This window comes from Sphaerisporangium melleum, assembly GCF_014646695.1.
GTDB lineage: Bacteria > Actinomycetota > Actinomycetes > Streptosporangiales > Streptosporangiaceae > Sphaerisporangium > Sphaerisporangium melleum.
Genome location: NZ_BMNT01000001.1, coordinates 132,673 through 147,330, shown reverse-complemented (window position 1 = coordinate 147,330; position 14,658 = coordinate 132,673). Strand labels below are relative to the sequence as shown.

General features: G+C 73.4%; 11 protein-coding genes. 3 read left to right on the top strand and 8 right to left on the bottom strand.

What is annotated here, in order from left to right; all coding sequences use genetic code 11:
* The coding region (locus tag IEY93_RS01055; protein WP_229690747.1) for a LacI family DNA-binding transcriptional regulator at positions 1–929 on the bottom strand (929 nt) is incomplete at its 3' end.
* A gap of 313 nt (positions 930–1,242) precedes the next feature.
* A complete protein-coding gene (locus IEY93_RS01050) occupies positions 1,243–1,530 on the bottom strand; it encodes a Fe-S cluster assembly protein HesB (protein WP_189161007.1) in 288 nt (95 codons plus the stop codon).
* Positions 1,531–1,805: 275 nt separating this feature from the next.
* Between IEY93_RS01050 and IEY93_RS01045 the strand changes: the two genes are divergently transcribed.
* Positions 1,806–2,735 carry an endonuclease/exonuclease/phosphatase family protein gene (locus tag IEY93_RS01045; protein ID WP_229690746.1) on the top strand — a complete coding sequence of 310 codons (930 nt, stop codon included), beginning with the start codon at positions 1,806–1,808 and terminating at the stop codon, positions 2,733–2,735.
* A 47-nt stretch (positions 2,736–2,782) separates the two neighbouring features.
* Here IEY93_RS01045 and IEY93_RS01040 read toward each other — a convergent pair whose 3' ends face one another.
* From IEY93_RS01040 to IEY93_RS01025, 4 genes are all read right to left on the bottom strand, one after another.
* Positions 2,783–3,847 (bottom strand): hypothetical protein, encoded by a 1,065-nt coding sequence (locus IEY93_RS01040; protein ID WP_203967892.1) that lies wholly within the window; start codon positions 3,845–3,847, stop codon positions 2,783–2,785.
* A gap of 98 nt (positions 3,848–3,945) precedes the next feature.
* Positions 3,946–4,479, bottom strand: a complete 534-nt coding sequence (locus IEY93_RS01035) for an SRPBCC family protein (RefSeq protein WP_189161005.1) — start codon at positions 4,477–4,479, stop codon at positions 3,946–3,948.
* A complete protein-coding gene (locus IEY93_RS01030; protein WP_189161004.1) occupies positions 4,476–4,877 on the bottom strand; it encodes an ArsR/SmtB family transcription factor in 402 nt (133 codons plus the stop codon). Before IEY93_RS01030 ends, IEY93_RS01035 begins: the two co-directional genes overlap by 4 nt.
* 222 nt (positions 4,878–5,099) lie before the next feature.
* Positions 5,100–5,819, bottom strand: a complete 720-nt coding sequence (locus tag IEY93_RS01025) for a type 1 glutamine amidotransferase (protein ID WP_189161003.1) — start codon at positions 5,817–5,819, stop codon at positions 5,100–5,102.
* Positions 5,820–6,146: 327 nt separating this feature from the next.
* On the opposite strand from IEY93_RS01025, the gene IEY93_RS01020 reads away from it, so the two are divergent.
* Entirely contained in the window at positions 6,147–6,611 is a 465-nt protein-coding gene (locus IEY93_RS01020) for a BP74-related protein (RefSeq protein ID WP_189161002.1), read from the top strand.
* A gap of 127 nt (positions 6,612–6,738) precedes the next feature.
* Here IEY93_RS01020 and IEY93_RS01015 read toward each other — a convergent pair whose 3' ends face one another.
* Positions 6,739–7,317 (bottom strand): TetR/AcrR family transcriptional regulator, encoded by a 579-nt coding sequence (locus tag IEY93_RS01015; RefSeq protein ID WP_189161001.1) that lies wholly within the window; start codon positions 7,315–7,317, stop codon positions 6,739–6,741.
* Between the two features lie 130 nt (positions 7,318–7,447).
* On the opposite strand from IEY93_RS01015, the gene IEY93_RS01010 reads away from it, so the two are divergent.
* Positions 7,448–8,590: a serine hydrolase domain-containing protein gene (locus tag IEY93_RS01010; RefSeq protein WP_189161000.1), complete on the top strand. Its 1,143-nt coding sequence runs from the start codon at positions 7,448–7,450 to the stop codon at positions 8,588–8,590.
* 161 nt (positions 8,591–8,751) lie between these two features.
* Here the strand turns inward: IEY93_RS01010 and pulA are convergent, their stop codons facing one another.
* Positions 8,752–14,445, bottom strand: a complete 5,694-nt coding sequence (gene pulA, locus IEY93_RS01005) for a pullulanase-type alpha-1,6-glucosidase (RefSeq protein ID WP_229690745.1) — start codon at positions 14,443–14,445, stop codon at positions 8,752–8,754.
* Between the last annotated feature and the right edge of the window lie 213 nt (positions 14,446–14,658).

Sequence of the window (14,658 nt, the reverse complement as noted above, 5' to 3'; positions counted from 1 at the left end):
TGGCGGACGGTGGTCAGCGGCGGGTTGGTGCAGTTCATGAACGCCGAGTCGTCGAACCCCACCACCGAGACGTCCTCGGGCACCGACATGCCGAGCCGCCGCACGGCGCGCAGCACGCCGAGCGCGAGCACGTCGCTCGCGCAGATGATGCCGGTGATGCCGTTCTTGACCAGCCGGGTCGCCACGGCCTGGCCACCCTCCAGCGAGAACAGGCTGTGCTCGACGGTGTCCGGCCCGGCCGCGAGCCCCGCGCGCCCGGCCTCGGCCTGGAACGCGGCCAGTTTCCGGCGCGAGGGCACGTGGTCGCGCGGCCCGAGCACCATGCCGATGCGGGTGTGCCCGAGCGAGGTCAGGTGGCCGAACGCCTGCTCCACGGCCACCACGTCGTCGGTGGCCAGGCACGGGAAGCTCAGTTCGGCGATCGCGGCGTTGACCAGCACGGCGGGCAGGCGCCGGTCGAGCAGGCGCAGGTAGTGCTCGTGCGGCGCGTCGGCCTCCATGTAGTGGCCGCCGGCGAACACCATGCCCGACACCTGCTGCTCCAGCAGCATCTCGACGTAGTCCGACTCCGACAGCCCGCCCGCGGTCCGGGTGCACAGCACGGGGGTGAAGCCGCGCTGGGCCAGCGCGCCGCCGACGACCTCGGCCAGCGCCGGGAAGATGGGATTGCCCAGTTCGGGAAGCACCAGGCCGACCAGCCGGGCCCGCTCACCGCGCAACTGCGTGGGCCGTTCGTACCCCAGCACGTCGAGGGCGGTCAGCACCGCGGCCCGGGTGGTCTCGGAGACGCCCGGCTTGCCGTTCAGCACCCGGCTCACGGTGGCCTCGCTGACGCCGACCTTGCGGGCGACCTCGGCGAGCCGCCGGGTCGTGGCGCGGGAGGCGGGGATGTCACCGTTCGGACCGGGAACCGCACTGTCGCTCGTCACGCTCGCAAATATACGGCAGCGACCTGCAAATGGTTTGCGGAGGGTCTCCGGTGCACTCGCTCCGCGCGGCGGCTCGCGAAGGCGTCATCCCCCGAATGGCACGAGCAGGGCGACTTCGCGACTCGCGAGGTGGTCGAGGACCGCCATCCCCGCCCGGCACGGACCGGGCCCCGGCGGCAGGGGGACGTACCTGCCGCCGGGGCCCCTCCCACCGCCGGCGGCCCGGATCTCCGGCCGTCCTGTTCGCCGGTCTCCCGGCGGGCGACGGCCGCCCGCGGCGTCCGGTGGTCGCCCGGCCCGGGGCGTACGGTCGTCAGGCGGTCTGCTCCTCCACATGGAAGGAGATGCCGCCCTGGTCATCCACATCGGCGTCCAGCGACTTGTCGTCGAGCACACTCGCGGCCACCGGGTCCAGGTAGACCTTGGCACCTGAGCTCTCGACCACCTTGTCGGTGCTCTCGGGACCGTCGGCCACCGACAGCATCAGCGAACCGGCGTCCTCGCCGTGTGAGGAGATCCGGATTCCCTTGTCGGACGACGCGCCCGCTTGCGCGTTGAGGTCGCGGATCACCTTGGCGGCGGTGTCTGTCAGCGTGAGCATGGGGTCTCCTCGCCGGGGTCGACTTTCTCGGGCTATTTCGGCCCATGCCCGGTTTGTCGCGACCAAACCACTTCGCCGGATTCCTTGGGCCGAATCTCGCTAATCTCGCCGACGCGACGCCGACCCGTGGCGCCGGTCGTACCGCTCTCCGCCCGCCGGCGCGTACGCCGCCCAGCGGGCGGCGAGAACGCTCACGAGGTACGTCCCGCCGCGGAACGCTACGCAGGGCACGATTGTCGGCGAATGCGTGGTCAAGCAGGGCATCAGCGGTCATAGTGGAGCGGCGGGACGGCGCGGTGCCGATCCCGCCGTCACAGGGGAGGGGCGTCCTTCCCGCGCGCGGCACCGGGGGCGAACTGGCCGTCACGCTCGCCGGCGTCGCCCCGGACGTCCTCGGCGTCCAGGAGGTCGGCGACCCGGGCGCGCTGGACGACCTGGCGGCGGCACTCGGCGAGGGCTGGCACACGGCGCTGTCCGGCCACCCCGATGCCAGAGGCATCCGGGTCGGCGTGCTGAGCCGCCTCCCGATCACCGTGCTCCACGACGTCACCGCGTTCACCGCCCCGCTGGCCGCCGTGCAGAGCGCCGACTCCGGGCCCGCGACCGCGCAGACCAGCCGCGGCATGCTCGCCGTCCGGGTCGAGCCGCGTCCCGGCGTCCCGCTCGACGTGGCCGTCTGTCACCTGAAGTCCAAGCTGCTCAGCTTCCCCGGCGGCCGGTTCCAGGCCCGCGACGAGGGCGAGCGGGCCCGGTACGGCGCCTACGCCCTGTACCGCAGGGCCGCCGAGGCGACCACGCTGCGCGGCCTGGCCGACCGCCTGCTCGGCGGGCACGGGCCGGAGCGGCCGGTCGTGGTGCTCGGCGACTTCAACGACGAACCGCAGGCGGCCACCACCCAGATCGTCCTCGGCCCGCCCGGTTCGGAGCTCGGCACGGCCGGGGCGCTGCGCCCGGACAGGGGCGACGCCTGGCGGCTGTGGAACCTCGCCACGCTGATCCCCGAGGCCGAGCGCTTCTCCCGCGTCCACAACGGCCGCGGAGAGCTCATCGACCACATCCTGGCCAGCCGCGCCCTCATCGAGCGGGTCGAGGAGGTGCGGTCGGTGGTCGGCCACGGCCTGCCGTCCGTCGCCGAGGACCCCACCCCCCGCCGCGACGCCCCCGACTCCGACCACGCCCCCATCCTCGCCCGCTTCACCCTCTGAGCGCGGAGCCGGGAGGCACGGCTTGCCGCCGGTGTTGTACCGGAGGCCTAGCGCAGGGTGGAGGAGACGATCTGGGGGCGGCCGGCGCCGAGGAAGAAGATGCCGGGGAAGCCCTTGGTCTCGAAGCCGGCGCTGTGGTTGCGGCGGAACGACGACCGTTCGATGCGCAGCGTCCCGGTGCGGTCGTTGCTGACGAAGAAGATCGCCCCGCCGCCCTCCCGCGCGGTGTTGCCGGTGACGATCGAGCCCGCGACGCGCACGGTGAACCGGTTGCCGTCGGCGTAGATCGCCCCGCCGCTGCCGCCGCCGGGGGTGCCGCCCCGCGCCGGGTTGGCGCCGCGCCCGATCGCCCTGTTGTGGGTGAGCACGCTGTTCAGCACCTCCCACGACACCCCGATGCCGCTCAGCGCCCCGCCGTTGGAGCATTCCCCGCCCTGCCCGGCGGCGCCGCCGAACGTGCTGTTCACGACGTACACCGGCAGGTCACGCCACTGGTCCAGCACCCGGATCGCGGCCCCGCCGACGTCCGGACCGGTGGGGTCGCAGCGGTTGCGGACGAAGGTCGCGTTCACGGCCTTGAACCGGCCGCCCCGCGCGAACACGGCACCACCACCGCCGCCGTCGGCCCGCTCTCCGGTGGCGTTCCCGTCGGCGAAGCGGATGTTCTGCACGGTGAGCTGCGGCCACTGCTGGTCGTCGCAGTGCGGCGTCGTCCACACCTGCGCCTTGTCGCAGGTGTTCATGTACAGAACGCGCCGCTTCCCGCCACCGCTCAGCGTCACCTTGCCCCCGCCGTCCAGCACCACGCGCTTGCTGGTGTTGCGGACCTTCGCGGTGGCCTGCATCGTGATCGTGACGGCCTTGGACCCGCAGGCGAACCGGATGAGCCCTCCCTTGGCCACCGCCGCCACGACCGCCGCCGACGTGCAGCTCGCGGGCGTGCCGTTCCCCACCACCCGATCGGGGCGCGATGTGTCGATCGCCCTGCCGTCCGCGGGCACCACCGCGCGGCCTGCGGGGTTGCCCGGCCCGGCGGCCCCCTGAGCGCTGGCCGGCACGGCCAGAGCCGTCCCGGTCATGACGACGACGACAGCGGCATGGCTCATTCGCACGCCCGCGATGCTACTGCGGCACTTGGCCGCATCACTCCCTTTCGTTCGATTTCGTCACCGGAAGCGCGCCAGTCACGGTCGGGCGGCCCGCACCGGGGTCAGGAGCCGGGTTCGATGTCGTGGAGGACGGCTTCCAGGGCGCGCAGGACGGAGGACCGCCAGCCGCCGTCCATGATCTGGCGGGCCCGCTGCTGGAGCGGGTCGCCCGGGTCGAAGCCCTCGTGCGACAGGAAGAGCCGGGTCCCCCTGCCCTCCGGCTCCAGCGTCCAGGTGATCGTCCAGTCGGCGTCGCTGCCCGGCTCGGCGTCCCGCCACCGCACGCTGAGCATCTTCTCCTCGGTGAAGGCGAGCACCTCGGCGGCGGCCGTGCCGGAGAACCCGGTGCCGGGCATGGCGATGCCCTGCATGGTGTAGCGGTGGCCGACCTCCAGCCGGAAGTCGCCGGGCATCATCCACCGGGCGAGCAGAGCGGGCTCGGTCAGCGCCCGCCACACCTTGGCGGGCGGATGCGGCAGGTACTGGTCGAGCCGGATGGCCGTCGGATCGCCGGCGGTGTGGCCGTCGCTCGTGGAGGGGCCGCCGGCGGGAGCGTCCTGCGGGGCGTGGCCGTCGTTCGTGGCCCTGGGGTTCATCGCCGTTCCTCTTCCTGTCCGTGTTCTTCGCGTTCGTCGCGGTCTTCGCGTTCGTCGTCCTGGCCTTCGTCGTCCAGGCGGTCGAGCAGGTCGCGCAGGCCGGTGAGCCGGTCCCGCCAGAAGCGCTCGAAGGGACTCAGCCACTGCTGCACTTCGGTCAGCGGAACGGCCTCCAGCCGGTAGAGCCGTTCCCGCCCTTCCTTGCGCTCGGTGACCAGCCCGGCCTCGCGTAACACGCGGAGGTGCTCGGAGAGGCTCGGCCGGGCCATCGCGAAGTTCCCGGCCAGCTTCCGTACCGGCTGCGGCCCCCCATCTCTGAGCAGGCGCAGCACCTCCCGGCGCACCGGGCTGGCCAGGGCCGCGAAGACCTGGTCCTCGGACGCGCTCACCGCGTCCACGGCCGGTCCTCCTCAACGGGGGTGACGTGCATGGGTCCCACTATAGGTAGGAAATCTCCTACCTGTCACACCGGCCGGTCGGCGACCGGTGCGGCACGGCCACCGAGGGCTTCCGGCGCAGGTCAGACCGCTTCGAGCGCGCCGAAGGCCGGCCGGGCGATGGAAGGCCGCGGCGGGGCGGCGTCCGACCGTGCCGCGCATGAGCGCGGTACGGGCCGAGGGTCAGCGTCCGGTGGCGCCGAGGACGATCGCGGCGAAACGGGTGGCCACCGTGCGCCACGCCGCCGTCGCGGCCTCCTGGTCGGCGACCGCCGCCGCGTACAGCTCCTCGCGGTCGAACCCCTGCTCCAGAAGCGGCCCGGCGTCCCATTGCAGGATGCGCTCGGGGGTCACCTCGGGGTGGAACTGGACGCCCCAGGCGCGATGGCCGACCCGGAACGCCTGGTAGGGGCACCGGGCGGTCTCGGCCAGCCAGACGGCGGCTGACGGCAGCGCGGTGATCGCGTCGACGTGGTGCTCGATCGCGGGCACCACCGCTGGCAGCCCGCGGAACAGCGGATCGCCCGCCGCCTCCGCGCGCACGCCGACCGGCGTGCTGCCGTGCTCGGGCGCGCCCGCGTCCGCCCGGACCTTCCCGCCGGCCACCGCGGCGAGCATCTGACCGCCGAGGCAGACGCCGAACATCGGCACCGAGCGGGTCAGGGCCTGGGAGACCAGAGACCTGGTGGCGGGCAGCCATGGCGCCCGCTCGTCGTCATCGGGCATGTAGCCGCCGCCGAGCACGAGCAGGCCGTCGTGCGCGAGCCGCGAGGGCGGGACGGCGCCGTCGAACGCGGCCACGACGTCCACCTCGACGCCCGCCTCCGACAGCCACTCCCCGAACCGCCCCGGCCCGCCGTTCACCCCGTGCTGGACGGCCAGCACCCGCGCCACCTCGGACATGAGCCCCGATGCTACCCGGCCCCCTCCCGCGTGCCTTCGCGCGGTCCGAGCCCGGCGTGCCCGCTCCGTACGCCCCGGGCTCAGGCCACCCTCGTCGCCCGTCCCGGTTCGGTGGTCTCCGCGGATGCCGGAGTCGTCCCGGATTCGAGGGAAGCGGACCCCTGATGCCGGTGCGGCGGCCCTTCGTGGCCGCAACCGGGAGGCGAGCCGTCTGGTGCTGCGTTTTACCCGGCCATTGCCAACGCCTTCACTAATCGTGATTGTTCCACTACTCTTCGTGTTCGACGCGAGCCGCGATTGCGGCCCGACAGGGACGGAGATCCAGTCATGCGCGGTATCACCAGGAAGATCGGCCTCGCCCTCGCGGCGGCCGGTGCGTTGCTCCTCACGGTCGCCCACCCCGCCGCGGCCGGGCGGGTCGGCGCTTCGCCGGGGCACGCCGCCGCGGCGGCGTACTTCGAGTTCGACTACCCGCCGATGCCGGACAAGTTCGTCGTCGAGATCGCCGATCCGGCCGAGGTTCAGCACGCCAGGGCCCTGCTGGACGGGACGGCCACGGACCGCCCGCACGTCATGGGGCGCATCGTCAAGCGCTCTGCGCCCTACAACCCCGGCTGGAGCTACCACCTCGACCCGGCGAGCGTCCGGTTCTTCGACGTCGCCATCGAGGTGTGCGACGCCGCGCCGCAGTACGTCGAGGACCACCTGGACGAGGCGGGCGGCGCGTTCCTCCCCGGCGGTTTCTGGTGCCCCTGGGGCTCCCGTCTCCTGCGTGAGGTGCGGGCGTCCTAGCGGCCCGGGCCGGCCCGGAGCGGGGAGGCGCGCCCTGGCTCCGGGCCGGCCCGGCGGACCGGTCTGGTGAGCGCGACCGGCCCGCCGAGCTCTTCCGTGGTTTCTCCAGACGCGCCCGCGGTCGGCGTCAGTCCGATGGCCTGCCGGGCCAGTGCTGGAGCAGGAAGTGGAGCCCGTCGAGAGCGCTGTCCCAGGACGCCCGCACCTCACGCGAGTGGCTGAATCCGCCGTTCAACTCCAGCGTGACGTACCCGTGGAAGGTGCTGCGCAGCAGGCGGCCCGCGTCGGTCAGGTGCGGCTCGTCGAGGTCGTAGGCGCGCAGCATGGCGTAGGTCAACTCGACGTTGCGGACGTAGGCGGCCGACCGGGCGGCGACCGCCGGGTCCAAAGGCGTCTGGTAAGCCGCGTACCGGCCGGGATGGGCGAGCGCGTAGGCGCGGTAGGCGTTGGCGAAGGCCGTCATGGCCTCCTTACCCGACCGTCCCGCCACCGCCGCGGCGATGCGGTCGGCGACCTCGCCCGCGGCGAGCAGGGTGACCCGTTCTCGCAGGTCCTGCAGGTTCTTGACGTGCGAGTACAGACTCGCGTCCCGTACGCCGAAGCTCCGGGCCACCGCCGACACGGTCACGTTCTCGAACCCGATGGCGTCCGCCAGGTCGGCGGCGGCCTCGGTCACCCGCTCGGCCGTGAGACCCGCACGAGCCATCCATCGCCTCCACGAAAACCGTTACCTAGGAGCCCTAGGTTTGTGCCTATTATGCCTAGGCAATGGTAGCGCCCTGGCGGCACGCCTGTCCTGGGCGCCGCGGAAGGGCGACCCGATCGAGGAGGACATCATGGACTTCGGCGGAGCGGCCGACGAGGGCTTCAGCGCGGTGGCGGACGTCTTCGCGCGGAACTTCACCGACTTCGGCGAGCTCGGCGCGGCCGTCACCGTGTACGCGGGCGGGCGCCCGGTCGTGGACCTGTGGGGCGGGGTGGCCGACCCGCGGACCGGCCGCCCATGGGAGCGCGACACGGTGGTCCCGGTCTTCTCCTGCACCAAGGGCATCGTGAGCATCTGCGTCCACCTGCTCGCCCAGCAGGGGCGCCTGGACCTCGACGCCCCGGTGGCCGCCCACTGGCCGGAGTTCGCCCGGGGCGGCAAGGACGCCATCACCCCGCGCATGGTGCTCACGCACCGCGCCGGCCTCCCTGTGCTGGACCGCACCCTCACCTTCGCCGAGATCACCGAATGGACGCCGGTGATCCGCGCGGTCGAGGAGCAGGAGCCGCTGTGGACGCCGGGCGAGGCCTACGAGTACCACGCCCACGTCTTCGGGTTCCTGCTCGGCGAGCTGGTCCGCCGGATCACCGGGCTCACCCCGGGCGCGTACTTCCGCACCGCCGTGGCCGACGAGCTGAAGCTCGCCACCTGGATCGGCCTGCCACCCGAGGAGGTCGGACGAGTGGCCAGGCTGGCCGAGGCCGAGGGACGGCCCCCGATGCCCGGCCCCGAGACGCTGATCATGCGCATGGTGACGATGAACGGGGCGATCCCCTTCCCGGGGCTGGAGGAGCCGCACGGCTGGAACGACCCCGCCCTGCTCGCCGCCGAGATCCCCGGGGCGGGCGCGGTCTCCTCGGCACGCGGCCTCGCCGCGGTGTACGCCGCCGCCGCGACCGGGGTGGCGGGCCGGCCGCGGCTGCTGTCGGCGGAGACCCTCACCGGGGCCGTACGCGAGCGGTCGGCCGGCGTGACCTGGTCGGGCATGGACGCCGGCCAGCGCTGGGGGTCGGGCTTCCTGCTCGACTCGGCGTTCCGGCCCATGCTCGGGCCGCGCAGCTTCGGCAACGACGGCGCGGGCGGGCAGTTCGCCTTCGGCGACGACGAGCACGGGGTGGGCTTCGCCTACCTGGCCAACCGCATGATCGGCCACGGTGACGCCCGCGCCACCCGCCTGGTGGAGGCCCTCCGCGACGCCCTGCGCCGCCACTGATTCCGGCCGCGGTAGCCCGCCCGCATCCCGACGACGCCGGCCGGGGCACTGGTGTGGCCCGGCCGGCGTCGTCGCCCGCTGAGACGGCCGAGGCTCCTGGACATCCGGCCTCTCCTGCGGCCGGCACGGCGAGGAGCCTCCCTCGGCCCGAGGTGGTGCGTCTACGAGCGGACGAAGACCGCGACCGTGCGGGGCGGGACGGTCAGGGTGCCGGTCGAGGCGTCGAAGGCCGACCGCCTGACGACCGGGTCGTCCGAGGCGGCCTGCACAGGGTGCAGGGCGACGGCGCCGCCCTTCAGCGCGGCCACCGTCTGCCGCTGCTCCTGCGGTGTCGCGTTGAACACGACCGTGATCGACTTCCAGCGCGGGTCGAGGCCGGCGGAGTCCAGGTGCATGGTCAGCACGCCCGGAGTCTCGTCCGGGCCCGCGAGCGGGAACGACAGCCGCCGCTGCACCTCGGCGAGCGAGCCGAGACCGAACACGGGGGAGGAGGAACGGATCTTCAGTAGGTCGCCGAACCGTGCCCGTGCCGCCCCGATCGCCGCGCAGTCCGCCTTGAGGGCGGGGTCGGCCAGCAGCGGCCGGGCGTAGGGCCACTTGGACTCGTTGTCGCCCTTCGGTGGCAGGCCCGCGCCGAACCCGTTGCCCGCCGCGCAGTCCCACAGCAGCCGGTTGAACCAGTCGCCGGAGTCGTAGGAGTTGCGGTCGAGCGACTTGGAGCGCAGCCGCTCGCTGCCCGCGTGGACGAACGCCGTGCCCTGGGACAGCACCGCCGAGGCCAGCGAGAGCGCCTGCATGCGCACCCGGTCGCCCATCGGCGTGTCCTGCGGCAGCTTGTAGGCGAGCGCGTCGAACAGCGTCTCGTTGTCGTGCGCGTCCACATAGGTGACCGCCTCGCCCGGCGCGGAGGTGTACCCGGCGGGGGAGCCGTTGTAGTCGACCTGGGCGCCGGTGACCGGTGCGCCGCTCGCCGAGGTGAACCGGTAGTCGCGCAGGTTGCCGGCCAGCCCCACCTTGATCAGGTCCTGGTAGTGCCGCAGCCGGGCCCGCTGCTGTTCGGCCGTGCCGTTGGCCGGGGATCCGTTCGGCGCCCCGGCCAGGCCGGAGCCGAAGCCCTGGACGCGCGGGTCGGCGTCGAACGGGCCGCCGCCGCGCACCGCGTCCCGCAGCCGGTCGTTGAACGTGCCGACGCCGGTGCCGGCCATGTTCGCCTGGGTGGCCTGGACGAACCGGGTGTCGTTCGCGACCTCCCCGAAGTTCCAGCCCTCGCCGTACAGGATGATCGACCTGCCGTCCACGCCGTCGCGGGCCGGGGTCAGCCGGTCCAGCGCGGCCCGCACGGCCAGGATGTTCGCCTTCGGGTGGTGGCCCATCAGGTCGAAGCGGAAGCCGTCCACCTTGTACTGCCTGGCCCAGGCCACCACCGAGTCCACGACGAGCTTGCCCATCATGGTGTGCTCGGGCGCGGTGCCCGCGCAGCAGGTGGAGGTGGCCACGGTGCCGTCGGGCAGCAGCCGGTGGTAGTAGCCGGGCACGACGCGGTCCAGCACCGACTTCGGGTCCTGCCCGGCGGCGTAAGTGTGGTTGTAGACGACGTCCATCACCACCCGCAGCCCGGCTCCGTTCAGCCTGGCCACCATCGAGCGGAACTCCTGGATCCGTCGGGTGCCGTCGGGGTCGGTGGCGTACGACCCTTCGGGCACGGTGTAGTGGACCGGGTCGTACCCCCAGTTGAACGAGTCCTTGGCCGCCGTCCGGGCCACGCACTCCTGCTGCTGTTCGGAGTCGGCGGGCATCGCGGCGAGGTCGCAGCCGGGTTCGGTGCGGTCGGCCCGCCGTTCGGGGACGCTGCCGATGTCGAAGGCGGGCAGCAGGTGGACGTGGGTGAGCCCGTCGGCGGCCAGCCGGCGCAGCTCCCTCATGCCGGCCGAGTCGCCGGTGAAGGCCGCGAACGTCCCGCGCCGCTCCGCCGGGACGGTGGCGTCGGAGGCGGAGAAGTCGCGCACGTGCAGCTCGTAGACCGACGCCTTCTCCTGCGGCACGGCCTTCGGCTTGCGCAGGCCCTCCCAGCCGGCCGGGCGGGTCGCCCGGTCGGCCAGGTCGGCGAGCTGGCTGCGCGCCGAGTCGGCGGCCAGGGACACGCTGTAGGGGTCGGTCACCTCGTTGGTGACCACACCGCCGGCCGCCGGGGAGTACACGGTGACCAGGAAGGTGTAGTAGCGGCCCTTCCAGGTGGGCAGGCCGCGCACCGACCACACGCCGGTGGCCTCGTCGCGCCGCATCCGGTGCACGGTGCGCCCGCCGCCGGACGGCCGGTCGTAGAGCGCCAGCTCCACCGTGCGCGCCGTCGGCGCCCACACCGACACCGTGGGCGCGGCCGACCCGGCCGACAGCTCCGAGGCCCGCGACGCGGCGGACGCCGGCCAGACCGGGCCGAGCTCGGCCCCGGCCGCCGCCGCGTACAGGTCGTCGAGCACGCCGGGGATCTGCACGCCGGTCGCGGTGCGCAGCGCGCCCGCCGCGTCGCGCTCGACGGCGACGACCTGGCCGCGCAGCGCCTCCCGCACCAGATCGGCGTCCCGTGGATCCACCTTCAGCGCGGCGTAGGAGGCCAGGTGCGGCCACGTGGCCTTCTGCGCGTCGCTCAGGCCGCCGCCGTCGGTGAGCCGGATCACCCGGATGTCGCCGGTCAGGTCACCGGTGCCCTCGTCGTAGGCGAGGTCGCCCTTGGCCGAGAACGCCAGCGCGTAGTGCAGGGCGGCGGACGGCATGACGTTCCAGGCGAGGGTGTCCCGGTCGATCCAGTGCGCGGTGGCCTTGGCCAGGTCGGCGTCCGCGCCCCGCGCCGGGGGCTGCGGCAGCAGGTAGCCCTCGGTGGCCGCCACCCGCCACGCCTCGTGGCCGGTGGCGCTCAGATCGAGCGACTGGTCGGCCGACAGGTCCTTGTCGTCGCCCTTATGGATGATGTAGCTCAGGCTCGTCGCCCCCTCGGCCAGTGGCACCCGGAAGTACACCCCGAAGCCGTCCCGGCCGGCCGGGAGGAGGGGCGTGGCCCACTCGGTGGGCCCGGCGGCCCCGGTCCACACGTGCAGTCCCCAGCCGTCGTAGTTCCCGTCCGGGCGGTGGTAATGCAGGATCGCGGTGTTCTCGGCGGCGGCGCGATCCGGATGCACGGTGGCGTCGCCCGAGTTCACGTACGCCTCGGGTCGCTCGGCCGGGACGAACGACTGGTCCGGGCCGGGGTCCTTGGCGTCGCCCTTGTGCACGATGAAGTTCAGCGGGACCGTCGGGTCCTTCAGCGGCACCTTCCAGTACGCGCCGTAGGAGTCGGTGCCGTCCGGCGGGCGCGGGCTCGCCCAGTCGGTGCCCGCGCCGTCGGCGATCGCCTCGCCCCACAGGTGCAGCCCCCAGCCGCCGTAGTCCCCGTCCGGCCGGTGGTAGCGCACGGTCGCGTACCCCTGGGCGGCGGCGCGCGAGGCGTACACGCCGGGCCTGCCCTCGGTCAGCCACACCTCGCCGGTCCGGCCGGGGTCGACCAGGCGGTCGCCGCCGTCCTTCTCGTCGCCGTTGTGGGTGATCAGGCCGACGCTCGCCGCGCCGGGCCTGAGCTTGATCCAGGCGAACCGGCCGGAGGAGTCCTCGCCGGTCAGCGGCAGCGGCGTGCCCCACTCGGTGGGCTGCTCGACGTCGCCCCAGACGTGCAGCCCCCAGCCGTCGTAGCCGGAGCGCTGGTAGTGGACGACCAGCCAGTCGCGGGTGACGGCGCCGGGCGGCTCGGGAGCGGGCGGGGCGGCCACGGTGGCGGTCGCCGTCGCGGCGGCGTACCGGCCGGCCGAATCCTTGACCACCGCCTTGTAGGTCACCTTCGTGCCGGGGGCGATCCCGGTCAGGTCGTGGAAGACCCGGAAGGTGCGGGCCTGACCCGAGACGGTGGGCGCGTCGTCGGTGCCGAGCACCGTCCAGCGGCCGTCACCGGCCTTGGCGGCGAAGGTCACCTGGTCGAACCCCTCGCCCGGGACGGTCGCGGTGACCGGGACGCGCGGGTCGCCGGCGGTGCCCCTGATCTCGGCGCCGGGCAGCGCCACCGAGACGGCGGGACCCGCGGCGGGAGCGGCGAGCCCGGCCGCGGCGCGGTAGACCACCGCGGACAGGGCGGGGACCGTGACCTGGAGCGTGCGGCCGGCGCCGGTGGCGAGGCTCGCCGCGCCCTCGCCGTACACGCGGGTGAAGGTCATGCCGGCGGAGTAGGTCGGGACGGCGGCCGTGGCCGGGGTCTCGGCGTTGTTCACCGCGACGACGTACTCGACCTGCTCCTTGGCGCCGATCCGGCTGAAGGCGTACAGCCCGCCGGACGCCAGCCGCTCGACCTGCGCGCCGTCGGCCAGTGCCGGGTGCGCGTCGCGCAGTTTCGCCAGCGCCGCGATGCCCTGGTAGATCGGGTGCGCGGGGACGAAGTTGTCCCGCGCGTGCGTCGCGGTGGTGCCGATCAGGTCGTCGGTCAGGTAGCTCGCCGTCGTGGTGGCGAACATCGGCTGGCGGGCGTCCTTGTCGCCGCCCTTGCCGGTGAACCCCTGCTCGTCGCCGTAGTACACGACCGGCTGGCCGCGGGTGAGGTACATCAGCTCGTGCGCGAGCAGGTCGCGCCGCAGCAGTTCGGCGTCGGACGCGCCCGGGTTGTCCTGGGTGACGAACCGGCCGATGCGGCCCATGTCGTGGTTGCCGAGGAACGTCGGCAGCGAGGCGGCGTTCCGGTCGGTGGTGGTGTGGTGGTCGTCGCCCGCGTACAGCCGGGCGAGCCGGGAGGCGTCGGCCGTGCCGCCGCCGAACGACCGCGCGGCCTCCTGGAACGGGAAGTCCAGCGTCGCGTCCATGCCGCCCTGCGTGGAGTAACGGCTGGTCACGGCCGGGTCGCCGGAGTACACCTCGCCGAACATGAAGAAGCGGTCCTGGCCGCGGCGGGCGGCGTACTCGTGCAGCGCCGGGGAGAACTCCCGCCAGAACTCCATGTTCACGTGCTTGGCGGTGTCGATGCGGAAGCCGTCGATGCCGGTGTCGCGGACCCACGTCCTGTAGACGTCGATCATGCCCTTGACGACCTCGGGCCGTTCGGTCCACAGGTCGTCCAGGCCGGAGAAGTCGCCGTACTCGTCGGTCTCGCCGCCGCTGAAGGTCGAGTCGCCCCGGTTGTGGTACATCGTCGGATCGTTCAGCCACGCCGGGGTCTTGACGCCCTTGGCCGCGACCGGCGTGTACGGGAAGGAGTCCGCGTCGACCTGGGGGAAGGTGCTCTTGCCCGCGTAGGCGCGATCGTCGAACGGCCGGCCGTCGACGTCGACGTAGGGGTAGGCGCCCTTGGACCGGTAGGTGGAGGTCTTCTCCTTGTAGTCGACCACGTCGGCGGTGTGGTTGGTGATGATGTCGAAGAACACCTTCATGCCACGCTTGTGCGCCTCGCGGACGAGCTGTTTCATCTGCGCGTTGGTGCCGAGGTGCGGGTCGATCGAGGTGAAGTCGGTGATCCAGTAGCCGTGGTACCCGGCCGAGGCGTCGGCGCCGGTGCCCTGGACCGGGCGGTTGCGGAACGCGGGAGTGAGCCAGATCGCGGTGCTGCCCAGCCCCTTGACGTAGTCCAGCCTGCCGATCAGCCCGGCCAGGTCGCCGCCCTGATAGAAGCCCTTGTCGGCCGGATCGAACCCGGTGGTGAGCCGGTCGCCGGTCAGCCCGCCGCGGTCGTTGCCCGGGTCGCCGTTGGCGAACCGGTCGGTCATCACGAAGTAGAACCGCTCGCGTGACAGCCGGTCGCGCGGAGCGTCGCGGGCCAGGTCCTTGTCCGACGGCCCGGCCGTCCTGCTCACCGGCGACACCACCGGCCCGCCCCCACCCGATCCTTGCCCGCCACCGCCGGATCCTTGCCCGCCACCGCCCACCACCGGCCCCGGCGGCCCGGCCGTCCCCGCTGAGCCGCTCGACCCGCTCCAAGCGCTCGACCCGCTCGATCGGCTCGGCTTGCCCGGCCCGGTCGAGCCGGTCGAGGCCGTCATGGTGGTCGAGTGGGCGAGGCCGGCGCC

What these genes read in the sequence shown, in the direction of transcription:
- IEY93_RS01050 (WP_189161007.1), bottom strand. Translation starts at nt 1,530, where the DNA reads ATGCTCACGCTGACAGACACCGCCGCCAAGGTGATCCGCGACCTCAAC.
- IEY93_RS01035 (WP_189161005.1), bottom strand. Translation starts at nt 4,479, where the DNA reads ATGAACCCCAGGGCCACGAACGACGGCCACGCCCCGCAGGACGCTCCC.
- IEY93_RS01025 (WP_189161003.1), bottom strand. Translation starts at nt 5,819, where the DNA reads ATGTCCGAGGTGGCGCGGGTGCTGGCCGTCCAGCACGGGGTGAACGGC.
- IEY93_RS01010 (WP_189161000.1), top strand. Translation starts at nt 7,448, where the DNA reads ATGGACTTCGGCGGAGCGGCCGACGAGGGCTTCAGCGCGGTGGCGGAC.
- IEY93_RS01020 (WP_189161002.1), top strand. Translation starts at nt 6,147, where the DNA reads ATGCGCGGTATCACCAGGAAGATCGGCCTCGCCCTCGCGGCGGCCGGT.
- IEY93_RS01015 (WP_189161001.1), bottom strand. Translation starts at nt 7,317, where the DNA reads ATGGCTCGTGCGGGTCTCACGGCCGAGCGGGTGACCGAGGCCGCCGCC.